19 protein-coding genes are annotated in these 23471 nt (G+C 64.7%); 11 read left to right on the forward strand and 8 right to left on the reverse strand.

Annotation, left to right across the window (positions count from 1 at the left end; all coding sequences use genetic code 11):
* The first annotated feature begins 66 nt into the window (after positions 1–66).
* The 6 genes from F3J43_RS15320 to F3J43_RS15345 all read left to right on the forward strand — a co-directional run bounded on the left by F3J43_RS15320 (position 67) and on the right by F3J43_RS15345 (position 10063).
* Positions 67–4392 (forward strand): dermonecrotic toxin domain-containing protein, encoded by a 4326-nt coding sequence (locus F3J43_RS15320; protein ID WP_166887973.1) that lies wholly within the window; start codon positions 67–69, stop codon positions 4390–4392.
* Positions 4393–4507: 115 nt separating this feature from the next.
* On the forward strand, positions 4508–6154 hold the full coding sequence (locus F3J43_RS15325) for an AMP-binding protein (protein WP_166887976.1): 1647 nt from the start codon (positions 4508–4510) through the stop codon (positions 6152–6154).
* A 12-nt stretch (positions 6155–6166) separates the two neighbouring features.
* The gene (locus F3J43_RS15330; RefSeq protein WP_166888002.1) at positions 6167–6934 is read left to right on the forward strand and encodes an SDR family NAD(P)-dependent oxidoreductase; all 768 of its coding nucleotides are present in this window, start codon (positions 6167–6169) and stop codon (positions 6932–6934) included.
* A gap of 12 nt (positions 6935–6946) precedes the next feature.
* The gene (locus tag F3J43_RS15335; RefSeq protein ID WP_166888004.1) at positions 6947–8140 is read left to right on the forward strand and encodes an acetyl-CoA C-acyltransferase; all 1194 of its coding nucleotides are present in this window, start codon (positions 6947–6949) and stop codon (positions 8138–8140) included.
* An 8-nt stretch (positions 8141–8148) separates the two neighbouring features.
* On the forward strand, positions 8149–9276 hold the full coding sequence (locus tag F3J43_RS15340) for an acyl-CoA dehydrogenase (RefSeq protein WP_166888007.1): 1128 nt from the start codon (positions 8149–8151) through the stop codon (positions 9274–9276).
* 13 nt (positions 9277–9289) lie between these two features.
* Positions 9290–10063 (forward strand): enoyl-CoA hydratase, encoded by a 774-nt coding sequence (locus F3J43_RS15345; protein WP_166888011.1) that lies wholly within the window; start codon positions 9290–9292, stop codon positions 10061–10063.
* Between the two features lie 37 nt (positions 10064–10100).
* Here the strand turns inward: F3J43_RS15345 and F3J43_RS15350 are convergent, their stop codons facing one another.
* Positions 10101–14705: a hypothetical protein gene (locus tag F3J43_RS15350; RefSeq protein WP_166888016.1), complete on the reverse strand. Its 4605-nt coding sequence runs from the start codon at positions 14703–14705 to the stop codon at positions 10101–10103.
* 351 nt (positions 14706–15056) lie between these two features.
* On the opposite strand from F3J43_RS15350, the gene F3J43_RS15355 reads away from it, so the two are divergent.
* From F3J43_RS15355 to F3J43_RS15365, 3 genes are all read left to right on the forward strand, one after another.
* A complete protein-coding gene (locus F3J43_RS15355; RefSeq protein ID WP_166888019.1) occupies positions 15057–15461 on the forward strand; it encodes a TraR/DksA family transcriptional regulator in 405 nt (134 codons plus the stop codon).
* 201 nt (positions 15462–15662) lie between these two features.
* Positions 15663–15788, forward strand: a complete 126-nt coding sequence (locus F3J43_RS15360) for a GAF domain-containing protein (RefSeq protein ID WP_205297886.1) — start codon at positions 15663–15665, stop codon at positions 15786–15788.
* 114 nt (positions 15789–15902) lie between these two features.
* Entirely contained in the window at positions 15903–16097 is a 195-nt protein-coding gene (locus F3J43_RS15365; RefSeq protein WP_166888023.1) for a hypothetical protein, read from the forward strand.
* Between the two features lie 5 nt (positions 16098–16102).
* On the opposite strand, the gene F3J43_RS15370 is transcribed toward F3J43_RS15365, so the two are convergent.
* The gene (locus tag F3J43_RS15370; protein ID WP_166887592.1) at positions 16103–16288 is read right to left on the reverse strand and encodes a hypothetical protein; all 186 of its coding nucleotides are present in this window, start codon (positions 16286–16288) and stop codon (positions 16103–16105) included.
* 311 nt (positions 16289–16599) lie between these two features.
* Here F3J43_RS15370 and F3J43_RS15375 point away from each other — a divergent pair, with 311 nt between their 5' ends.
* Positions 16600–17070 carry a hypothetical protein gene (locus tag F3J43_RS15375; protein WP_166888027.1) on the forward strand — a complete coding sequence of 157 codons (471 nt, stop codon included), beginning with the start codon at positions 16600–16602 and terminating at the stop codon, positions 17068–17070.
* Positions 17067–17261: a hypothetical protein gene (locus tag F3J43_RS15380; protein ID WP_166888030.1), complete on the forward strand. Its 195-nt coding sequence runs from the start codon at positions 17067–17069 to the stop codon at positions 17259–17261. The genes F3J43_RS15375 and F3J43_RS15380 overlap by 4 nt, the downstream gene beginning before the upstream one ends.
* 66 nt (positions 17262–17327) lie before the next feature.
* Here F3J43_RS15380 and F3J43_RS15385 read toward each other — a convergent pair whose 3' ends face one another.
* Genes F3J43_RS15385 through F3J43_RS15410 form a run of 6 tightly spaced genes read right to left on the reverse strand, consistent with a single transcriptional unit; the run spans position 17328 to position 23415 of the window.
* Positions 17328–17693 (reverse strand): Na+/H+ antiporter subunit G, encoded by a 366-nt coding sequence (locus F3J43_RS15385; protein ID WP_166888033.1) that lies wholly within the window; start codon positions 17691–17693, stop codon positions 17328–17330.
* Positions 17690–17968: a K+/H+ antiporter subunit F gene (locus F3J43_RS15390; RefSeq protein WP_166888036.1), complete on the reverse strand. Its 279-nt coding sequence runs from the start codon at positions 17966–17968 to the stop codon at positions 17690–17692. Before F3J43_RS15390 ends, F3J43_RS15385 begins: the two co-directional genes overlap by 4 nt.
* Positions 17965–18483: a Na+/H+ antiporter subunit E gene (locus F3J43_RS15395; RefSeq protein ID WP_205297887.1), complete on the reverse strand. Its 519-nt coding sequence runs from the start codon at positions 18481–18483 to the stop codon at positions 17965–17967. Before F3J43_RS15395 ends, F3J43_RS15390 begins: the two co-directional genes overlap by 4 nt.
* Positions 18480–20150, reverse strand: a complete 1671-nt coding sequence (locus F3J43_RS15400) for a monovalent cation/H+ antiporter subunit D (RefSeq protein WP_205297888.1) — start codon at positions 20148–20150, stop codon at positions 18480–18482. The genes F3J43_RS15395 and F3J43_RS15400 overlap by 4 nt, the downstream gene beginning before the upstream one ends.
* Positions 20151–20155: 5 nt before the next feature.
* On the reverse strand, positions 20156–20500 hold the full coding sequence (locus tag F3J43_RS15405) for a Na+/H+ antiporter subunit C (RefSeq protein WP_166888042.1): 345 nt from the start codon (positions 20498–20500) through the stop codon (positions 20156–20158).
* Complete coding sequence (locus F3J43_RS15410) at positions 20500–23415, reverse strand: monovalent cation/H+ antiporter subunit A (protein WP_166888045.1); 2916 nt, start codon at positions 23413–23415, stop codon at positions 20500–20502. Before F3J43_RS15410 ends, F3J43_RS15405 begins: the two co-directional genes overlap by 1 nt.
* Between the last annotated feature and the right edge of the window lie 56 nt (positions 23416–23471).

Raw genomic sequence — 23471 nt, forward strand, 5'->3', positions numbered from 1 at the left:
TCCCGCTGATGCGCGATGCTTCGCTGGACCAGCATGACGACCTCGCGAACAGCAGAGGATCATGCCATGTCCCCCATTTCCCCAGACTCCTCCCAACAGCAATCCAGCGCTATTGACGAGTGGATCGGTTCGAGGTTGCCCGGCTGGTTGCAGCGCGCCTCGGGCAGCCAGGTCAAGCGCCTGCGTGAGGCGCTGAACGCGCACCAGGCCACTCAGGCCCGCCTGCGGGGCCGCGCCCAGGGCCTGCTCCCTGTACACCGGTTTGCCGAGCAACGCTTTGCCGCGCTGCTGGCCGGGCCGCTGCCGGACGGTGTGACGTTCGGCCAGCTCGAGTGGTTGACCGTGCTGCCGGATATCACCAGCCCACCCCAGGTACCGCTGCTTGATTACGATGCGCATTTATCGCGTGAAAACGGCCTGTTGCGGTTGATGAGCAACTTCGCGGCGGGCGAGCGTTTCTACCAAGGTTCCGGCCTGGTGGCGGGCGCTGACGACACGCTGCTGTCCTCGGCTGACGTGCTGGCCGGGGCCTGTCGTGCGCTGGACGTGGGCGCGCTCTACCAGGCCGAGCTGGACCGGGTCTACGATGCGGCCACCCAGGAGGTGCTGGGCCATGACAAACGTTCGGGACTCTGGCTCGCCATGGAAATGGCGGCGCTCCAGGGCAGGATCAGCGCTGCCGACCAACTCGCCCTGCGGGAGGTGCTCGATGTTGGCCAGATGCACGTCCAGTTCGAGATCAAGGGTTATCCAGGCTTGCCGCAGGTGCTCGGACAACCGCTGGCCGATGGCCTGCTGATTCACCTGCGGGACAGCCAGGGCACGGAGCAGGGTGTGCTGCTCTATCTTCCCGGCGATCCGCGCGAGGTCTTGCGCCGTTACGATTCGGCCGCCGCCATGAACCGGGGGCTGGCCAATGACCTGCAGGACGCTCGTTATCGCCAGCACTTCACCCGGCTCATCAGCCTGGAGCAGCGTCCCGCTTTTGTCGCCCGGCTGGACAAGCGCCTGCAGGACACAATGCCGGACCTGGAACTGGAAGGACAGGTCCAGCCCGGCAATGTCTTCCAGGCGATGGCACGGCGACAGGTGCACAGGCTGAAAGCCGATGCCCGCCAGTTGCTGGTACCCACGGCCGAGGCCGATACTGCGGCCGGCAGGGCGCGCCTGGCCGCGTGGAAGGCCGCGGGCCTGGACCTGCTGAACCTGTCGGGGTTGTTCATTCCTGCCGTGGGTGCACTTCTGCTGGCGGATGTCGTTGTGCACAGCGCAGGGCAGATCTTCGAAGGCATGTCGGACTGGTCGCTTGGCCACCAGCACGAGGCGCTGGAGCATGTGCTGGGGGTTGCGGCCACGCTTGCTGCCACGGCAAGTACGGTAGCGACCGTCACGTTCGTGCGCAGTGCTTTCCTGGAGGGGATGGAATGGGTCAGTGACGAGGGGGACACGCTGCGCCTGTGGCCCAACGACCTCGGACCCTACGCCAGCGAGCCCGGTGCCGTCTTACTGCAGGCCGATGGCCGCTTCAGCGATGGGCAACGTGACTGGATACGGATGCGCGGGCGTTACTTCGAAATGTACCGGCCAGCGCCTGGGCGCCTGTACCGGCTGCGTCATCCCGTGCGCCCTGGCGCCTACGAGCCGCGCCTGCTGCACAATGGCGAGCGCTGCTGGCAGTTGCTCTACCAGCGGGCGCAGGCCTGGGATGACGCCGCGCAGATGCTCGATACACTGTGGCCGCTGGCACAGCCCAGATCCGCAGTCGAGGCCCGGCAGATCCTGCGCGCTGCCGATATGGACATCGACGAGCTGCGTGGCCTGCTGGTGGAGAATCGCCGCACGCCGATCAACCTGCGCGACACCCTGGAGCGTTTCGAGGCCGTCGAGCGTCTCGAGACGTTTTTCCAGCAACTGCGGCAAGACCCTGCCGCACTTGTCGATCCAGCATTGCTGGCGTGGTGTCGCACACGTGCGCAGGTGTCGACCGTGAGCGACATTCTCGAACGGCAGGCTGCGCTGCGGGCCCCGATGCTGGCACACCTGAGCCGTTTGCCCGACACCGAAGATGAACTGGCCCAACTGCTGGGCCAGAACTTCAGCAGGTTGCCTGGCAACTACGCGCGCGCCTTGTCCCTGGAGGTGAGCGAAGCGCAGCGCGAGCAAGCCATCGCCCAGCGTCGCCTGCCCCTCGGGCTGATGACCAGGGCGCGCGCGTTGGCGCGTCTGGCCCGGTTCAACCGAATGCTGGCGGGGCTCTACCTGCCGAGTGCCTACACCGACGACAGCGGTGTGCTGGCCATGGCGCTGCTCGACAGGCTCGGGATCGATGGCCTGCGGTTGAGCCTGGCCAGGGATGTCGCCCAGCACGAATCCCTGGCCAGCGTCGAGACCGGCACGCAAGCCACGCCACACTGGGTACTGGTTCATCAGGAGGGGGTGTTCCGGGTCTACGATGATACCGGTGCAGAGGTTGGCCTGGGGGCCGGCGACGATATCTTCGGCGCGCTCGAACATGTCCTTGCCGCACAAGGGGAGACCCGCCAGGCAGGCGCGGCATTGCGTGAAAGGTTGCTGGCCGTGCTGCCCGACACGCAGCAGGGCATCACCGGCATGCTCGGCTGGCCAGCTCGAGACGCCTGGTTCAATCCCGGGCAGCGTCTGGCAGACGGGCGGGTCGGCTACCTGCTTAGCGGGCGCGGGGCGGGTCGGTTATCCCAGCGAGAAATTCTGCGTGATGGCTTGCGCCAGTACTTTCCGGGGCTGGACGACGCGCAACTGGAGTTTGAGCTGGAGGTCAGGTGGCGCAGGGGTGTTCGCGCGCATGCGGTGCTCAGGGCGCTCGAGGACGACCTTCAGCAGTTGGACAAGGCCCTGGGCGATTGGGTTGGTTTCGCGCTCGACGATGCCTCTCGTGCCATTCGCGAGCGCTTTGCCGAGCGCCTGCAGCGGGCCTGGCGCGGGCTGGGCGAAACGCAGCTGACAGGCGGGCGAGGGCAGCGCCTGGGCTTGCACCTGAACTTCAGCGACCTGCCTGTCGCGACGTTGCCGGAACTGCCGTTGCAGGTCGATTTCTTCCACGTCAAGGCGCTGGTGATCAACGACACCACGATCAGTCACGTGCATGCCGGCTTTCTGCGCGCGTTCACCGACCTGCAACGGCTCGACTTGAGCCACAACCATCTGCTGCGGTGCCCGGACGGGCTGGGCTACCTGATCAACCTGCGCCGCTTGCGCCTGGCGGGCAACGAGATCCGGCTGGATGCCAATGCTGTCGAAGCCCTGAGTCGACTGCCGCTGCTGAGTCATCTGGACCTGAGCGAGAACAGGGCTGTCGGTGCCTTCAACCTGCCGTTTGACCATCTGTCGCACCTGGTCGAACTGCGCCTGCGCAGATGTGCATTGCGCGAGTGGCCGACAGGCCTGTCGCTCTGCGGATCTCTGAAGCTGGTCGACCTGCGTGGCAACGCCTTGCCTGGTGCGCCGCGGGAAATCCTCAACATGCCCCAGGTGTTTCGCGAGTCGTTGCTGGTCGACGACAATCGCCTGACCTTGCATGAGATGGCCAACCTTGCAGCACTCGATCCTATCCAGGAACCGCCCGAATATGCGCAAGGACGAGAGTGGTGGGCCGCAAGCGGTGCTGGCGCGGCGGCGCACAGGCAGATGTGGGACACACTGCAGGCTGTTCCAGGCAACGACGACCTGTTCCTGTTGCTCGAGCGCCTGGAGGCCGTGGCCGACTACAGTTGGTCGAAAGCATTCCTGCACCGGCAGGTATGGCGAATTCTTGCTCTCATCCACACCGATGCGGACTTTGCCACCGCTGTCCGTGGCCTGCTGGCACGCAGGCCGAACGACGATAACAGTGTGCTGTCACTTTTCAGCCAGGTGCTGCAGTTGCATGCCGATGCGCTGGCCGGGCAGCCAACGACCCGCCTGACGGGGGCACAGTTGCTGGCGTTGGGCAAAGGGCTGTTCCGCCTGGAGCGCCTGCAGTCGTTCGCCCAGGCGGACATCCTCGCGCGGGGTAGCAGTCTGCGGGCCAGCGAGCATGGCGCATTGGCCCTGCGCTATCGGCTCAAGTTGCGTCGGGCACTGGCCCTGCCGTTCCAGCCGCAGCGCATGTACGAAGTCGGCTCCCCGGTGGTGAGCGAGCTGCAGCTCGGCGCTGCCCAGGACGCCGTGCAGGCTGCCAGTACCCCCCAGGCCATGGCTGTCGACCTGTGCCGGCGCGCATTCTGGCAGCGCTTTCTTGAACGTTACGATGCCGCTGCGTTCGCCGTGTCGCAGCCCGAGGCCGAGCGCCAGGCGCTGAGTGAGCGCCTGACCCTGGAGTTCATGCAGCGCATGGCGCGCATCGCCGACGACAGTGAGCGTGGCATCGGTCGCTAGCGGCCAAACCGGTCATCCAGATTGACAGCTTTGGCCATTGCCGCGTCGCAGACGCGGCGCGAACATCGTCGGACCGATGGTTCCACTCCAAAAACAACAACTCAGGAGTCCGACGATGCGTGATTACGCCGAGGCCGCTCGTTCGTTCGACCATGCCCGGGCCGCCGCGGCGGCGCTGCATGGCGACTTCGAGGCCCTCAATGCCTGTGTCGAGTGCTGTGACCGACACACCGGCAGTGACCAGCCTGCCCTGATCTGGGAAGACCGGGAGGGCAACAGCGAACGCTACAGTTTCGAGCAGTTGCAGGCCCTGGCCGCCCGTTTCGCCAACGTGCTCAAGGCCCAGGGCGTGGTGGCCGGCGACCGGGTGGCCGGGCTGCTGCCACGAACCCCCGAGCTGCTGGTGACGATCCTTGCCACCTGGCGCCTGGGCGCGGTCTACCAGCCGTTGTTCACCGCCTTCGGCCCCAAGGCCATCGAGCACCGGCTCGAACAGTCCCAGGCCAAGGTGGTGGTCAGCGACCGCAACAACCGCCCCAAGCTCGACGATGTGGCGGATTGCCCGACCCTCGTTACAGTTGGCGCGGTTGCCGGCGAGCTGGATTTTCACCAGGCGCTGGCAGTCGCGGACAGCGTCTGCGCGCCGGTCATGCGCCGCGCTGACGCCCCGTTCCTGCTGATGTTCACCTCGGGCACCAGCGGCCCGGCCAAGCCGCTGGAGGTGCCGCTGCGCGCGATTGTCGCGTTCCAGGGCTACATGCGCGATGCCGTTGGCCTGCGTCCGGAGGACAACTTCTGGAACCTGGCCGATCCAGGCTGGGCCTATGGCTTGTACTACGCCGTCACCGGGCCGCTGTCCCTGGGCCACGCCACGACCTTCTACGACGGGCCGTTCAGTGTCGAGAGCTGCGCACGCGTCATCGACAAGCTGGGCATCACCAACCTGGCCGGATCGCCTACCGCCTTCCGTTTGCTGATCGCTGCCGGCGAGGCCTTCAGCGCGCCGGTCAAGGGACGTTTGCGGGTCGTCAGCAGTGCTGGCGAACCCCTCAACCCCGAGGTGATTCGCTGGTTCGCCGACGAACTGGGGGTGACTATCCACGATCACTACGGCCAGACCGAGCTGGGCATGGTGCTGTGCAACCACCATGCGCTGGAGCATCCGGTACAGGCTGGCGCGGCCGGTTTCGCCATCCCCGGGCATCGCATCGTGGTACTGGACGAGCAGGGCGCCGAGTTGCCCGTCGGCCAGCCTGGCATTCTCGCGGTGGACCGGGAGCAGTCGCCGCTGTGCTGGTTCGCCGGCTACCACGGCTTGCCGACCAAGGCCTTCGTCGGCCGCTACTACCTCAGCGGCGACACCGTCGAACTCAACGACGATGGCAGCATCAGCTTCGTCGGCCGTAGCGACGATGTGATCACCACTTCGGGCTACCGGGTCGGACCGTTCGACGTGGAGAGCGCGCTGGTCGAGCATCCAGCGGTGATCGAGGCCGCGGTGATCGGCAAGCCAGACCCGGAGCGCACCGAACTGATCAAGGCGTTCGTAGTGCTCGCCAAGGGTTGCGAGGGAACGCCGGAACTGCAGGAAACCCTGCGCCAGCATGTGCGCCAACGCCTCTATGCCCATGCCTACCCACGTGAGATCGACTTCGTCGACGAACTGCCCAAGACCCCGAGCGGCAAGCTGCAACGCTTCATCCTGCGCAACCAGGAAATCGCCCGACAACAAGCCGCGCAGCCGATCGCTGCGGGCGCCTGAAGGAAATACGCCATGCAGATCCAGAACAAGCACTTCATCGTCAGCGGCGCGGCCTCGGGCCTGGGCGCCGCCACCGCGCAGATGCTCATCGAGGCCGGGGCCAAGGTCATGCTGGTCGACCTCAATGCCGCCGCCGTCGAGGCCAAGGCCGCTGAACTGGGGGCCAACGCCCGCTTCGCGGTGGCCGACATCAGCGATGAACAGCTCGCCAAGGCTGCGGTCGACGCCGCGATCAGTGCCTTTGGCAGCCTGCACGGGCTGGTCAATTGCGCCGGCATCGTCGGCGCCGAGAAGGTCCTGGGCAAGCACGGCCCGCATGCCCTGGGCAGTTTCGCCAAGGTCATCAACGTCAACCTGGTCGGTAGCTTCAACCTGCTGCGCCTGGCCGCCGCGGCCATGGCCGAGGGGGCGGCGGACGAGGGGGGTGAGCGCGGCGTGATCATCAACACCGCGTCGATCGCCGCCTATGACGGTCAGATCGGCCAGGCCGCCTACGCCGCCTCCAAAGGCGCCATCGCCAGCCTGACGCTGCCGGCTGCCCGCGAGCTGGCGCGTTTCGGCATTCGCGTGATGACCATCGCTCCAGGTATTTTCGAAACCCCGATGATGGCAGGCATGACCGAGGAAGTCCGTGCCTCGCTGGCCGCCGGGGTACCGTTCCCGCCACGTCTGGGCCGTCCGCAGGAATACGCGGCGCTGGCCCGCCACATCATCGAGAACAGCATGCTCAACGGCGAGGTGATCCGCCTCGACGGCGCGCTGCGCATGGCTGCCAAATAAGGAGAAACGCACATGACCCTCGCCAACGACCCGATTGTCATCGTCAGTGCCGTGCGCACGCCCATGGGTGGCCTGCAGGGCGACCTCAAGAGCCTCACCGCGGCGCAGCTGGGCAGCGCGGCGATCCGCGCCGCCGTCGAGCGCGCCGGTATCGATGCCGCCAGCGTCCAGGAAGTGTTGTTCGGCTGCGTGCTCCCCGCCGGCCAGGGCCAGGCCCCGGCGCGCCAGGCAGCCCTCGGCGCTGGCCTGGACAAGCACACCACCTGCACCACCCTGAACAAGATGTGCGGTTCGGGCATGCAGGCGGCGATCCTGGCCCATGACCAACTGTTGGCCGGCAGCGCCGATGTCATCGTCGCCGGCGGCATGGAGAGCATGACCAACGCACCGTACCTGCTGGACAAGGCCCGTGGCGGTTACCGCATGGGCCACGGCAAGATCATCGACCATATGTTCATGGACGGCCTGGAAGATGCCTATGACAAGGGGCGCCTGATGGGCACCTTCGCCGAGGACTGCGCGCAGACCGGCGCTTTCAGTCGTGAGGCCCAGGACAACTTCGCCATTGCCTCTCTGACCCGCGCCCAGGAAGCCATCAAGCAGGGTCGCTTCGCAGCCGAGATCGTTCCGGTGGAAGTCACCGAGGGCAAGGAAAAGCGCATCGTCAAGGACGACGAGCAACCGCCCAAGGCGCGCCTGGACAAGATCGCGCAACTGCGCCCGGCCTTCCGTGAAGGCGGCACCGTCACTGCCGCCAACTCGAGCTCGATCTCCGATGGCGCCGCGGCGCTGGTGCTGATGCGCCGTTCCGAGGCTGAAAAGCGTGGTCTCAAGCCACTGGCATTGATTCACGGTCATGCCGCCTTCGCCGATACCCCGGCGCTGTTCCCCACCGCGCCGATCGGCGCCATCGACAAGCTGATGAAACGCACCGGCTGGAACCTGGCCGAAGTTGACCTGTTCGAGATCAACGAGGCCTTCGCCGTGGTCACCCTGGCGGCCATGAAGCATCTCGACCTGCCCCACGCGAAGGTCAACATCCATGGCGGTGCCTGTGCCCTGGGCCACCCGATCGGCGCATCGGGCGCGCGTATCCTGGTGACCTTGCTCTCGGCTCTGCGCCAGAACAACCTGCGCCGTGGCGTGGCGGCCATCTGCATCGGCGGTGGCGAGGCCACGGCCATGGCGGTCGAGTGTCTGTACTGAGGTGAACCATGCTGGTAACTGAAGAGCAACAACAAATCGCCGATGCGGTGCGGGCGTTCGCCCAGGAACGCTTGAAGCCGTTCGCCGAGCAGTGGGACAAGGCGCACCGTTTCCCGAAGGAGGCCATCGCTGAGATGGCCGAGCTCGGCCTGTTCGGCATGCTGGTGCCGGAACAGTATGGCGGCAGCGACACCGGTTACGTGGCCTACGCCATGGCCCTGGAAGAGATCGGCGCCGGCGATGGCGCCTGCTCGACGATCATGAGCGTGCATAATTCGGTGGGCTGCGTGCCGATCCTCAAGTTCGGCAACGAGGCGCAGAAACAGCAGTTTCTCGCGCCGCTGGCCAGCGGGTCGATGCTCGGCGCGTTCGCCCTGACCGAACCCCAGGCCGGCTCCGACGCCAGCAGCCTGAAGACCCGGGCCCGGCGTGACGGTGACCACTACGTGCTCAACGGCAGCAAGCAGTTCATCACCTCCGGGCAGAACGCCGGGGTGGTGATCGTCTTCGCCGTCACCGATCCGGATGCCGGCAAGCGTGGCATCAGTGCCTTCATCGTGCCCACCGACTCGCCTGGCTACCAGGTGGCGCGGGTTGAGGACAAGCTCGGCCAGCACGCCTCCGACACCTGCCAGATCGTCTTCGACAATGTGCAGGTGCCAGTACGCAACCGCCTGGGCGAGGAGGGCGAGGGCTACAAGATCGCCCTGGCCAACCTCGAGGGCGGGCGTATCGGTATCGCCTCGCAGTCGGTCGGCATGGCTCGTGCTGCCTTCGAGGTGGCCCGCGACTACGCCAACGAGCGCCAGAGCTTCGGCAAGCCGCTGATCGAACATCAGGCGGTGGCCTTCCGCCTGGCCGACATGGCTACCAAGATCGCCGTGGCCCGGCAGATGGTGCTGCATGCCGCGGCGCTGCGCGATGCCGGGCGTCCGGCGCTGGTGGAAGCCTCGATGGCCAAGCTTTTCGCCTCGGAAATGGCCGAAAAGGTCTGTTCGGATGCCTTGCAGACCCTGGGCGGTTATGGCTATCTGAGCGACTTCCCGCTGGAGCGCATCTACCGCGATGTGCGGGTCTGCCAGATCTACGAAGGCACCAGCGATATTCAGCGCATGGTCATTGCGCGCAATCTTTGAAGGAGCAGACTGCATGGCATTCGAAACCATCCTGTTGGACATCCACGGCAAGGTCGGCCTGATCACCCTCAATCGCCCGCAGGCGCTCAATGCCCTGAATGCGCAGATCGTCGGCGAGATCAATCAGGCGCTGGATCAACTGGAAAAGGATCCGAGCATCGGCTGCGTAGTGCTGACCGGTTCTGCCAAGGCCTTCGCGGCTGGCGCCGACATCAAGGAAATGGCCGAGCTGCAGTACCCGCAGATCTATGTCGAGGACCTGTTCAGCGACGCCGACCGCATCGCCAACCGGCGCAAGCCGATCATCGCCGCGGTGTCCGGCTTCGCCCTGGGCGGTGGTTGCGAGCTGGCGATGATGTGCGATTTCATCCTCGCCGCCGACAATGCCAAGTTCGGCCAGCCGGAGATCAACCTCGGCGTGCTGCCTGGCATGGGTGGCACCCAGCGCCTGACCCGCGCGGTGGGCAAGGCCAAGGCCATGGAACTGTGCCTGACCGGCCGCCTGATGGGCGCCGAGGAAGCCGAACGAGCGGGCCTGGTGGCGCGTATCGTGCCGCAGGCCGAGCTGGTGGAGGAAGCGTTGAAGGTGGCCGCGACCATCGCCAGCAAGTCGATTCCGGTGAGCATGATGGTCAAGGAGAGCGTCAACCGCGCCTTCGAGGTCACCCTGAGCGAAGGCGTGCGCTTCGAGCGCCGGGTGTTCCATGCCGCGTTCGCCACCGAAGACCAGAAGGAAGGCATGGCTGCGTTCATCGGCAAGCGCGAGGCGCAGTTCAAGGACCGGTGAAGCAGGTGGGGCGCTGGCTGGCCAGCGCCCTGTGGGGTCAGAGGTTGAAGAAGTGCGCGCTGGCCGCCGCGGTGGTGATCGGCGCGCGATAGACTTCGCTGACGCTGCCGTTGGCTTCCGTCACTTGCTGCCCGGCCGCGTGGCGCTGGGCGAGGGTTTTCAGGTGGCCTGCGGTGAAATCGACCTTGGCAGCCTCCTGGGCCGCGTAATGAAAGTGGGCGTACCACAGCACCTGACCGTTGTGGCTGATACTGTACTCATCGAGAAAGTCGACGGGGCGCCCCTTGACTCTGGCCAGGCGTACACGTGTACCCACCCTGGCCAATTGCACCTGGCCTTGTTCGATCAGGAACTGTACCTCGGCCATGCGCGGTTTCTGCGCCAGGGCCGCTTCCAGGCGTAACCTGGTTGCCTGCTCTTGCAATGCTTCGGCTTCTGCGCGCAAGGTTCTGGCCGTGCCCTCGGCATCCAGCCCCTGGATACCCTCGTCGGTGGCGTTGTCCGCGGTCAGGCGGGCCTCGATGGCTTCGACCTGGTTCAGCAGGCGTGCACGCTGATGGAGCACGGACTCTTCGATTTCCACCGGTAGATAGCGGTTGCCGGCTCGACGGACACTGGCCACCTCTTCCCGCGTCCTGGCCATCAGGGCGGCGCTTTCCTTCAGCAGGCGTTTGAGGCTGCGCCCCGTGGAACCAGGCGCAGCCTTGACAGGTTTGAGCTCCACCCAACTGCCCTGTCGGAGCTGGTAGGTCCGCCCTGGCGTGTGGGTTTCCGGCCCTGGCAAGTCAACAGTAGTCGCATCATCAGGGCGAGGTTTGGCCAGTAGCACCCCGTGCTCGGCAGTCTCGATCAGGCCAGGGAGTCTGTGGCGCAGTTGACCCAGGGTGCTGACCGGCGGGTAGTCGGGGAGCTCGGCGAGATCGCGTGCGACATCGCGCAGCAGATGCTCCACGCCGACTTGCAGTTGCCTGATGGTGTCAGGTGTACCCGCGTCCGCTGTCAGGTCGAGGAGGATCTGCAGTTGCCGCTGGCTTGTCTGCAGGCGCTCGCTGATGCTCTGGAGCAGGCGGACGTTGGCCTCGGCATCGACCTGTGGCTGCGCCAATACACTTAGCCGCTGGGCAATGCCCAACTGCAGGTTGTCCCAGGTCCGGTCTAGCCAGAATGCCGCTTCCAGGGACAAGTCATGGAGTAGCGTCAGTTGGTTGACGAGGTTCTCCGCCTGCAGGAAGCGCAGGATCAGTTCCGTTTTCGCGTTGGCCGGCACGCTGGCAGCGAGGTCGCGCCATTTGACGATCTGTTCGAAGCGCGGGCCCGCCAGCCTGGCCAGTGCGTCGTGCGTGTGACGCAGGCGAGCATTGTTCTCCAACATGCGTTCAAGCAGTTGGGCCTGCTGTTCCAGACGCTGCGTGGTGATGCGCGTGTCGGCCTCATCCAACGGCTGGCCCCGCTGGTGTTGCTCGACCAGTTGCGACAGTTGTGTGCGATGGGGATCGAAGCGTTGCTTGAGGAGCTTGTGCAGCACCAACTGGCAAAAGCTCTCCTGACGCAGGGCTGCGGCTTGCGCCATCCTGAAGTTCTTCATGGGGGCCAGGGCATTGCGGCTTTTCAGGTGCTCGAGGTGGTTGAGCCAGAAGGTGGCAAGCTGGCTGAGCTTGTCCTGGCATGTACTCAACGTCTTGTCATCGCGAGTGGCAGCGACCAGTTTCTCCAGGGTCGTCATTTCGCGCGCTTTGCTATCGAACGCGGCTTTGTCAGCACTGATCAGTGCGTCCGCTGCCTCCAGTGCGTTCTGCCTTTGCAGGCGCATGCGTTCCATGTGCTCGGTGATCGGCATGCCACCCTTGCCTTTGTAGTACAGCCCAAGGTCCAGCGCCCAGCGGCCCAGTTCATCCTGGCGCAACCAGGGGCCGGGCGTCTGGTCCGGGCCGATGATGCGCATCTGCTGGCGCTCACTGTCATGTCGTACTTCGTAGGCCTGGCGGGTGGTAACCCGGATGATCTTGCCGTCGACCACGGGGTGTCGCTCATGCGCGAGCACTGCGTAAAACCGGGAGTCGTGCAGGTACAGCCCTTGGAACGGGCCTATGGGGGCGGGCGTACCCAACTGCGACAAGGTCAAATTTGCCTGGAGCTTATCCAGGTTCCCTTGTTGTTCAGCATTAAGGGTTCTGTCGGGGGTCGACCAACTGAAATTGAAGTTCTGCCGGGTGACCAGTTCGGTGCTGGCCGGCTCGGGTTCGGTTGCCGGGGTTGATGGGTCGACCGGCAGTGTTGCCGTTGGCAGGATGCTTTCCTGCTCCAGGCGCAGACGCATCAACGAGTGGGAGAACAGCAACATGGCAATGTTGACCAGCAAGTCGATCATCGCCAGTTCGTGTCGGGTGGGATCGCGTACTGGTTCGGTTTCCACGAACTCCGCCAGTGCCACCTCCATCTGCGCCAGCCAGGCCACCTTGCCCAGAGTACTGCCTGCCAGGGGCAACAGCGTGTTGAACAGCAACCAGCCCAGGGTCTTCCAGTGCTCCCAGCGTGTTTGCGCGGTGCTCGCCGATCGTTCCTCGAAGCGGGCGATGGACTCGTTGACGCAAGCCAGGTAGAGAGCCTGGCCCAGATCCACAGGAGGTGGGTCGAGCGCCAGGATGACTGCGGGCGGCTTGCCGAAAGGCACGGAGGCGGGGTCGTCTATGGGAAAGAACAGGTGAGGCTCGAGGAACCCCCCATGTGCGTAGAACCTGCGGTCCTCGGCCGGTAGCCGATATAGCAGGTCGTCCTGCAGCGCGCCGGGTGTGCTGATGGCGACGAACAGGGCCAGGCGATCGTGGAAATACAACAATGAGTCCTGGTGCAGTGGGCGGTAGAGCAGACAGCTTTGGGCGCTGGGGGACAGTGGCTCGATCAGCCAGGTGTTGCGCGGATAGTCCGCATCCGCACCGGGAGACTTGATGAAACCCAGCTGTCGGATGGTCCACTGGCTAGCGTCCACGCCTGGTTGTCGACCGAGTGCCTGGCTGATGTGTTCGGGAGCCTGGGCATCGTCGACTTTGCCTTGCAGGTGCAATTCCATTGCCAGGGCCGGCAGTTGTGCGCGCAACTGTGCCATCAGCAGCCGTTGGCGTTCTTCACGCTGGCTGACATCGGTGAGCAGCATGCGGCGCAGCAGGGCAGGGTAGGTGCTACCAATATCGAGGTTGCTGATCACGGCCCGCAGGTAGTGTTCATTCATCCAGGCCGGGAGTGGTGTATCTGTGGTGGAAGCCAGGGTGATCCGGCCTGGCTTGAGCAGGCCGAGATTGCCGATTGCCAACTGGGCCAGCGTGAAGTCCAACGGGTTCTCTTCGCCAGACATCACGATGCCGCCCTGCCCAGGCAGTGCGGCAGCGGTCACCTGGTAATTGGTGACTCGCACCTGCTCGGGTGTGCAGGTCGTTCCGGGATGATCCGCGGCGAAACGCGCGGCCAGTTGCTGGTTGGCGAAGGTTTCGGCATCGGGCACGTCGTCCAGCCAGAACCGCCCTCGGGCGTCATGGTAGCGCTGTGCGACATCGACCAGCAGCGTGCTGTAGCGCATCAGTGGCCGACCTTTGGCGTTGCGCAGCCACTCGGGCAATTGCGTCGAAAGGCTTCTGCGCTGTGCGGCCTCGGTTTCATTGCATAGGTCGATCAGCGATGTGAAGCGGTCCAGGTCGAGGCTCAGGGTGATGGCGTCGAGCTTGTTCTGAGCGTTGGCGGCGATCTGCTCGATGAGCTGTAGTTGCTGTTGCAGCAACCCTAGCGCCTGGTTCTCGAAGGCGGAGGGGAATTGAAAGTCGAGTTCTATTGTGTAGGGCGTGAGGGGGGAATTGGCGTTGCGGTAACGGCGAATCGCATTCAGCACGGATTGCCGTGATTCGAATCTGAGCAGCTTGCCGCTCAGGGTGTAGAGCAGCGTCAGGTTGCGTTCCGGGTCTAGGTCTCGGTGTTCGATCAGGACCGCACTGGCAAGGTCCACATCCAGGTCGCCATCGGCGGAGAAGTTGGCGGCGAGGCCGGTCACCGTCAGGCCCCGGGTATTTTGCCAATGGCTGCGGGTCGCCGCGAGCGGGTAGGCGTGCACCAGTCTGGCTGTGGTCAGGGCGAACTGAGGCCAGCTGCTGTCCTTGGCGCAGGAGGCTATTGCCTGTTGGAACTGGTCGTGAAGGTAGTTTGCATACCAGCGCCATGGCGTCTCGCCTTGCTGGTCAAAGCGCCGCCAGTAGCCGATCAGTTGCTGTTGGTAGGCCTCCAGCAGCAGCGGGCCGGTCTCGTTGATCAGTAGCTCTGCCTCGTGTAGGTCGATCACTACCTGGCCACTCGGATCGCTGTCCAGCCGGGTGGTGAGGAAGTCGGCGCCGTCGTTCAGGTTGAGCGTGCTGCGTTGGCAGTAGCGCTCCACCAGGACTTGCGCCAGGGGGCGGATCCAGGCGTGGTCGGTGTGTGGATGGCGGCTGTCCAGGAACAACTGGAGAGGGTCGTGTGGGCTGCCGGGGTAGTGTGCCTGCCATCGCTCGAGTAGCAGCTGTTCGGCGCTTTCCAGCAGGGTGGGGCGGTCGCTGAAGCGTCGGGCGACCTCGCAGTCGAGGCTGCTGAACTGTGCCAGGCGTTGATGAAGATTGTCGTTCATGATGTCGGACCTCTGGGATAAGAGGTCCATCAGGCCGCACTACGTTCCTTTGTGTGCGCTAGCCCGTTATCGCTCGTTGCCAATGGGCTGGCAGACCAGCATTTGTTGCCGCATATTGCCTATGTGCGCTTACCAGACGCGTCCCTTATGGAAAATACGCCACCAATGGGCGGATTCCTGGTCATTTCACTCGAATCCCCTTTCATTTAGGTTGCCCGCCGCCGTTTCGCACCTTAGACTGCCGCCCCCTGTAAAAGAGTGCCGGTTGGCGCTTGAAGAATTCCGCGGCCGACGCGATGGCGTCGGCGGCACCCGAATCGCCCATATGCACATTTTTTCATAGAGAAATCGATGACCAAGGAACAGTTGCTGGCCATGTCGGCCGATGACTACATGAACGCCGAGCAGCTCGCGTTCTTCACCGCGATGCTGCAAGCGATGAAAGTCGAAACCCATGAGCGCATCGAGCTCAGCCGCACCGCCATCGAAAGCCTGGACAGCCCGTCGGACCCTGCCGACGTGGCTTCGGTCGAGGAAGAGCGCACCTGGCTGGTCAACGCCATCGATCGCGACCAGCGTCTGCTGCCGCAACTGGAGATGGCCCTGGACCGGATCGGCGACGAAAGCTTCGGCTGGTGCGACGACAGCGGCGAGCCGATCGGCTTGAAGCGCCTGCTGATCAGCCCTACCACCAAGTACTGCATCGAAGCCCAGGAGCGCCACGAACAGCTCGACCGCCATCAGCGGCAGATCTGATCCGCCTCCCTGCGCAAGGCCCCACGGAGCAGTCCCTGGGGCCTTCGTGTTTTTTTGCCTTGCATCAAGGGCGGCGGCCTTGTGGGCCGTTGTGCGTGGATGAGAAGTGCAGGTAGGCGAGATCGCCGAAGGTACCCGAACCTACCGCACCCAGCTCGATACCTTGTTCGAGGCGATGGCCCAGGTGCGTGGCGACGCTACGTGCCCACCCACAACGCCCGTGACACCAGCGAACTGATGCATGACCTGTCCGTACCGATCATCGTCCAGGGTCGGCATTGGGGAGGCTTGTGCCTGGGGTATCGCCCCGAGTCCGGGCGCGACTGAGACGTTTGTTGCTGCCAGTGCAATACAGCTGTACTGGCCTAGGCTTTTTTTCGCGGCAGACAGGACGTATCATGCGCACATCGTTAGGTTGCTAATTAAATTCCGGAGGGAATGATGAATAGCCGAGTCGATGTGGCCGTGATGATTGGTACTGGTGTGCCGCAGTCGTTGCAAGCCCTTGGCAAGCGGATCTGTTGGGTGGTGTTGGTCGATGGCGAGCGGCGCGGCACTGCGTTCGCCAGCCGCGACGAAGCCGTGGAGTGCCAGACAGCCTGGCAGGCCCAATTGGCCAGGTGCCAGGCGGCCTGAGGCATTCAGCGCTCGAGGCGACGGGCCAGTTCGCAGGCGTCCTCGTGCCGTTGGCGAAATCCTCGCACCCGGCCAGTGGTGCGTTCGGCAATGTGGTAGAAGGCGATGCCGGCAGGAATAACGATGTAACGTGGAATTATCGAGTAGGAATTTTCGCTGGACTCTCGACGAATTTCAGTGTTTTCGTGCATATTCGCTCCTCTGTAATGCGCGGCTGAAACCTCGTGGCCCTTTCTGGCGAAAACGCTGGCACGGTTTGTCGCATCCTTTCTGACTTTTTACTGTCAGACATTACGTTTCCCATTATGGATCCATGCCGAAGCGTACTTCGGGCGGCCCTGCGGTGGCTGGGTGAATCTTTTCCCGGTTGCCCATCGAGCGTGCTGCGCAGATGCTTCGTTGCCCGGTTCCGCGGCCCGCGGGCCTGATTAGAAATGGCAGCCACCTGACGCGACAGGCGTATGTGGCGTGGCCGGTTGCAATCGATGTGAGGAGCCTTTCATTGGCAGTCAGTACTCTGGATACCCATGCGTTGTTCGCCTTGGGCGACTTGCGCGCCAAGCTGGTCAAACTGTTCCATGGGCGATTCGTCTATGTCACCGAGCAGAACCCGGAAGGCCTGTACATGGCCGAGATCGACACCGACAGTGCCATGGTGGTCGATGATAAGCAGCGTCTGGAATTGAAAGTGGGAGACCACTTCCGCGCCGCCGTGTTGCCCAGCCGAGAGGGCGGCAAGCTGGAACTGCGTTTTCGCGAGATCAAGCTGAATGTCTATGGGCAGGGCGACTATGCTTTCGTCTCGGTGCCGGAGGGTGACGGTATCGTCTTTCGTGACGGCCACGGCGTGATGCTGGTGTTCGCCGCGCAGCAGCAGGTCCAGGAAGGCCTGGGCAAATTGCTCAAGGCTGTGACCGGCAAGGTGGCGAAGTGGCGCAAAGGTGAGCTGAGCACCTTCAAGGCCAGCGAATGAGTGAATCCCGGGCGGACTTTCACCGCCAGCACCAGGCCCAGGCCATCCAGGAGGCCGAACGGCTGCTGGCACGGCGTGATGAGCTGCAAGGCGGTTGGCTTGGCTGGGTGGCGGGAGAGCTCTATCGACTCAAGCCCGCACCCTATGCGGCGATGGTACGGCGTGAACTGCAGCGGTTGAGCCAGGGTTGAGGGTGTGGCGAGCATGCTCGCTTTCCAGGCGCCGGTATTGCCGGCGCATGGCCTGACCCAAACTCGTCAGTTGCCCCGGTCCTTGCCGCTGCTGACTTCCTCGGGGACTGCTTCTCCCGAGGTGCGTTTGCGAAACAGTGCGGCCCGAGCCAGCAGCAGGGTGGTCACCGGTACGGTGATCGACAGCAGGATCGGAATCAGCCAGGCGTGCAGCACCGGGCTCTGCTTGAGCACGGAAAAGTACAGCACCGAGGCCAGCGCCACGCACCAGGCACCAAGGGTCGAGGCCAGCGCCGGAGGGTGCATGCGCTGGAAGAAGTCCTTCAGGCGAATCAGGCCGATGGCGCCGATCAGGGCGAACAGGCTACCCAGCAGCAGCAGGGCAGACACCAGCAATTCCAGCCAGAACGGCAGTTCGACGGCCTCGTTCATTCGATCACCTCGCCACGCAACAAGAACTTGGCCAGGGCAAAAGAGCCGACAAAGCCGAACAGGGCAATCATCAGCGCGCCCTCGAAATAAGTGTCGCTGGCGTAGCGAATGCCCAGCACCAGCATCATCAGCATGCCCAGGATGTACAGGTAGTCCAGCGCCAGTACCCGGTCCTGGGCGGAGGGGCCGCGGAACAGCCGGATCAGCGCCAGGCCCATGGCCAGGGCGAAGATGAACAGGCTGGCGAGGACGGCATGGGCGAGCAGTCCGCTCATTCGAAGATCTCCATCAGCGGGCGTTCATAGGTGTGCTTGAAGTGCTCGATGAATGCCGCTTCATCCTCCAGGTCGAACACATGCAAGAGCAGGACGCTGCGGTCCAGGGCCAACTCCGACCAGACGGTGCCGGGCACCACCGTGGTGATCATCGACAGTGCCGCCAGCCCGTGGGCGTCGCGCAGATGCAGCGGAATGTGCACGAAGGCCGAGCGTGGCGCTCGGCTGCCGGCACGCAGCACGCCGCGGGCAACCTGCAGGTTGGAGAGCACCACGTCGATGCCGACCCGGCAGATCAGCCGGGCAATCACCAGGGGGCGGCGCACGTGGGCGTACTGTGGGCGCAGCGGCGCCATCAGGATTGGCGCCAGCACGCCGAGGGCCGCGCCCAGCAGCAGGTTGCCCGGGCTTAGCGACAGATTCAGCAGCAGCCACAGCCCGAGCAGCGCCACTGATAGCAGTGGCGCGGGGAACAGCCGGTTCAGGACCGTGGATTGGCGAGCGGGATGGTTCATGGCTGCGTCTCGTTGGCCAGGGTGGTAGGGCCCGGCAGGGTCCGGGTCGACATCACCGCTTTTATGTAGGCGTCGGGTGCTTGCAGGCTGGCCGCGGTGTCCTGGGTATAGCGCAGCAAGGGTTCGGCCTTGAGGCTGAGGAACACGCACAGCCCCAGCAGGATGACGATAGGCAGGCACTCATAGCGGCGCAGGCGCGGCGAAGGACGCTCCTCGGGTTTCCAGAACCGCTGGATACCGAGCCGGCCGAAGGCGATCAGCGAAGCCATGCCCGACAGCACCAACAAGCTGACCAGGGTCCAGCCGGCGGTACCCAGCGCTTGCTCGGGTGCGACGCCGAGCCCTTGAGGATTGAACAGCGCGCTGATCAGGTTGAGCTTGCCAATGAACCCCGACAACGGCGGCATGCCGATGATCAGCAGGGCGCAGGCGATGAAGCTCAGGCCGAGGAATGCCATGGTCCAGGGGATGATCTGGCCGATCACCACCTTCTGCTCGTCGTCGAGGTTTATGCCCTTGGGTGGATGCGGCGATTCCAGTGGCGAAGGAATGACATCCTCCTCATCGTCCAGCGGTGCCTCGTTGGCCGAGCGCGAGCGCTCCACCAGCTCGGCCAACAGGAACAGCGCGCACAGCGCCAGGGTCGAGCTGGCCAGGTAGAACAAGGCGGCACCGGTGACGACTGCCTGGCCGAAGCCCACGGCAGCCATCAGGGTCCCGGCCGAGACCAGGATGCTCAGCGCCGCCAGGCGCTCCAGACGCTGGGCGGCAAGGATCGACACCGCCGCCACCGCGAGTGTCGCCAGGCCGCCGTACACCAGCCATTCGCCACCGAAGTGCGCCGAGGCGCCAGCCTGGCCGGAGAACAGCAGGGTCCACAGGCGCAGTATCGCGTAGAGGCCGACCTTGGTCATGATTGCGAACAGCGCCGCGACCGGCGCGCTGGCCGATGAGTAGGCTGGCACCAGCCAGAAATTCAGCGGCCAGATCCCGGCCTTGGCGAGGAAGGCGATGGCCAGGATTGCCGCGCCGGCATGCAGCAGGCCGCGATCGGCCTCTGGCACCAGCGGGATCTTCAGTGCCAGGTCGGCCATGTTCAGGGTGCCGGTCACGCCGTAGAGCATGGCCGCACCGACCAGGAACAGCGACGAGGCGAACAGGTTGATGGCGATGTAGTGCAGGCCAGCCTTGACCCGTGCCCGCCCGGAACCGTGCAGCAGCAGGCCATAGGACGCGGCCAGCAACACTTCGAAGAACACGAACAGGTTGAACAGGTCGGCGGTCAGGAAGGCGCCGTAGAGGCCCATCAGCTGGATCTGGAACAAGGCGTGGAAACTGGCGCCGGCGCCGTCCCAGCGGGCCCGGGCGAACAACAAGGCGCAGCTGCCGACGATGCCGGTGAGCACCAGCAGCAATGCCGACAGGTGATCCACCACCAGGGTGATGCCGAACGGCGCAGGCCAGTTGCCCGGCAGGTACACACCGATGGACTCGGCCTGGCCCTGGGTGCGCACCCACAGCAGCAGCGACACGGCAATGCCCAGCCCGGTGAAGGTCGACAGCAGGTTCAGGCGTGCCTTCAGCCAGCGGTGTTTCTCGCCGATCAGCAGCATCAGCGCAGCGGTCAGCAGCGGCAGCAGGATCGGTGCAATGATCAGTTGGCTCATCCCGCTCATTCCTCACGCTCCCGGCCATCCACGTGGTCGGTGCCGGTCAGGCCGCGCGAGGCGAGCAATACCACCAGGAACAGGGCGGTCATGGCGAAGCTGATGACGATGGCGGTGAGCACCAGGGCCTGGGGCAGAGGGTCGGTGTAGTGCAGCAGGTCCTGAGGGACGCCGTCCTTGATGATCGGCTCCTTGCCGATGAACAGGCTGCCCATGCTGAAGATGAACAGGTTGACCCCGTACGACAGCAGGCATAGGCCCATGATCACCTGGTAGGTACGCGGGCGCAGCACCAGCCACACTCCGGAGGCGGCCAGGACGCCGATGGCGACTGCAATGACTTCTTCCATCAGGCGGCTCCTGCTTGGCTGGACTTGGCGGGATTGCCCGGGCGATAGGCACGCACCGACTGGTGGGCGAGGGCGGTCAGGATCAGCAGGGTCGAGCCGACTACCACGGTGTACACGCCGATGTCGAAGAACAGCGCGCTGGCTACATGCACGTCACCGAGCAGTGGCAGGTGCAGGTGGGCGGTGTGGGTGGTCAGGAACGGATAACCCAGCAGCATCGCCCCGGCACCGGTGAGGGTGGCGCAGAGCAGGCCGGTACCCATCCAGCGCAGGGGGCGCAGGCTCATCTGCGCCTCGACCCACTGAGTACCGGCAACCATGTACTGGAGGATGAACGCCACGGACATCACCAGGCCAGCGACGAAACCGCCGCCCGGCTGGTTGTGGCCACGCATGAACAGGTACATCGACACTAGCAGGGCGATCGGCAGCAGCAGGCGCACCAGCACGGCCGGCACCATCATGAAGCCCAGCGCGGTATCGGTGGCGCTGCGTGGGTTGACCAGGTCGGTGACCACGTCCGGTGCCAACTGGCGCTGTTGGGCGGGCAACTGCATGCTCTCCTTCGGAGGGCGGAAGCGACGCAGCAGGGCGAACACGGTCAGCGCCACGGCTACCAGCACGGTGATCTCGCCGAGGGTATCGAAGCCACGGAAGTCGACCAGCATCACGTTGACCACATTGGTACCACCACCTTGTGGCAGGGCGCGGCTGAGGTAGAACGAGGAGATGTCGTTGGGGGTCTGGCGAGTGAGCATGGCATACGACAGCAACGCCATGCCGCCACCGACCAGCACTGCCAGTACCAGGTCGCGCAGACGTCGCAGGCGCGCGCGGTCCTGGCTGCCGGGCAGTGGCGAGACGCCTTCGATCCGCCGTGGCAGCCAGCGCAGGCCGAGCAGGATCAGGACGGTGGTCACCACCTCGACCGCCAACTGGGTCAGCGCGAGGTCAGGGGCGGAGAACCAGACGAAGGTGATGCAGGTCATCAGGCCACAGACACCGACCATGATCAGCGCGGCCAGACGGTGGTACTTGGCCTGGTAGGCCGCACCGATGGCGCAGGCGATGGCGATCAGCCACAGTGCGACGAACACGCCGGAGCCCGGAATCTTCGGCCGGTCGCCCCAGCTCAGGCCGCTGTACAGCAGTGGTGTGAGGCCGGCGATGAAGGCGGCGAGCACCAGCATGAACAGTTGCTTCTGCAGGCGTCGGGTGGTCAGCAGGCGTTCGACACGCCGTGCCAGCAGCATCAGTCGGACCAGGCCGTGCTCGAACAGGCGCTTGCCGTTGAAGCGTTCGATCAGCGGTGGGTAAGGGAAGCGGCCACGTTGCAGTTGTTTGCGCAGCAGCAGGTAGAGCACGATGCCGCCGCTCATGGCAATCAGGCTCATGATCAGCGGCGCGTTCCAGCCATGCCAGATCGCCAGGCTGTACTCCGGCAGCGTGCCACCGACCACGGGCAGGGCGGCTGCGGCCAGCAGCGGGCCGACCGATTGTGCCGGGAAGATGCCGACCACCAGGCAGGTGAGCACCAGCAGTTCGACTGGTGCACGCATCCAGCGCGGCGGTTCGTGCGGGGTGTGGGGCAGGTCATCGGCCGGGGGGCCGAAGAACACGTCGACCGTGAAGCGCAGGGCATAGGCCACGCTGAAGGTCCCGGCGAGGGTCGCGATCACCGGCAGGGCCGCCTCGACCCAGGCGGTGGAGTTGATGAACACCGTTTCGGCGAAGAACATTTCCTTGGACAGGAAACCGTTCATCAACGGCACGCCGGCCATCGACGCGCTGGCCACCATGGCCAGCGTGGCAGTGAACGGTATCAGGCGGAACAGTCCGCTCAGGCGCCGGATGTCACGGGTGCCGCTTTCGTGGTCGATGATCCCTGCCGCCATGAACAGCGACGCCTTGAAGGTGGCGTGGTTGAGAATATGGAACACGGCCGCCACGGCAGCCAGGGGGCTGTTCAGGCCCAGCAGCAGGGTGATCAGGCCCAGGTGGCTGATGGTGGAATAGGCCAGCAGGCCCTTGAGGTCGTTCTGGAACATCGCGGCGTAGGCGCCGAGCAGCAGGGTGGCGGCACCGGCGCCGCCGACGATCCAGAACCACTCCTCGCTGCCCGACAGTACCGGCCACAGGCGGGCCAGCAGGAACACTCCGGCCTTGACCATGGTCGCCGAGTGCAGGTAGGCCGAGACGGGCGTGGGTGCAGCCATGGCATGGGGCAGCCAGAACTGGAAGGGGAACTGCGCGCTCTTGCTCAGCGCGCCGACAAGAATGAGGGGTAGCAGCACTGGATACAGCGCATGCTGGCGGATGGTGTCGCCGGCAGCCAGGACCTTGTCCAGGTCGTAGCTGCCGACCACATGGCCGAGCAGTAGCGCTCCTACCAGCAGGCACAAGCCCCCTGCGCCGGTCACCATCAGCGCCATGTAGGCGCCGCGCCGCGCATCGGCGCGATGGTGCCAGTAGCCGATCAGCAGGAAGGAGAACAGGCTGGTCAGCTCCCAGAAGAACACCAGCTGGATCAGGTTGCCGGAGATGACCAGGCCAAGCATCGCCCCCATGAACGCCAGGAAGAAGGCGAAGAAGCGCGGCACCGGGTCCTGTGGCGACATGTAGTAGCGGGCATACAGCGACACCAGCGTGCCGATGCCCAGCACCAGCAGGCTGAACAGCCAGGCGAAGCCGTCCATCCGCAGGACCAGGTTCATGCCCAGGCTGGGTAGCCACAGCAGCTCCTCGCGGATGACGCCGCCATCGGCGACTTGCGGATACAGCAACGCCACCTGGATCGTGCCGACCAGGGCCACGAGCCCGGCAAGTATGGACTCTGTGTTACGTGCGTTGTGCGGCAGGACGGCCGCCAGGCAACTGCCCACGAAAGGCAGAAGCAATAGCACTATCAATGACATAGCGTTCTAATCTGGAGGAGTTTGCCAAGGATCATACGTGTCGAGCGGTTGATCAC

Source organism: Pantoea sp. Cy-639, from assembly GCF_011752525.1.
GTDB lineage: Bacteria > Pseudomonadota > Gammaproteobacteria > Pseudomonadales > Pseudomonadaceae > Aquipseudomonas.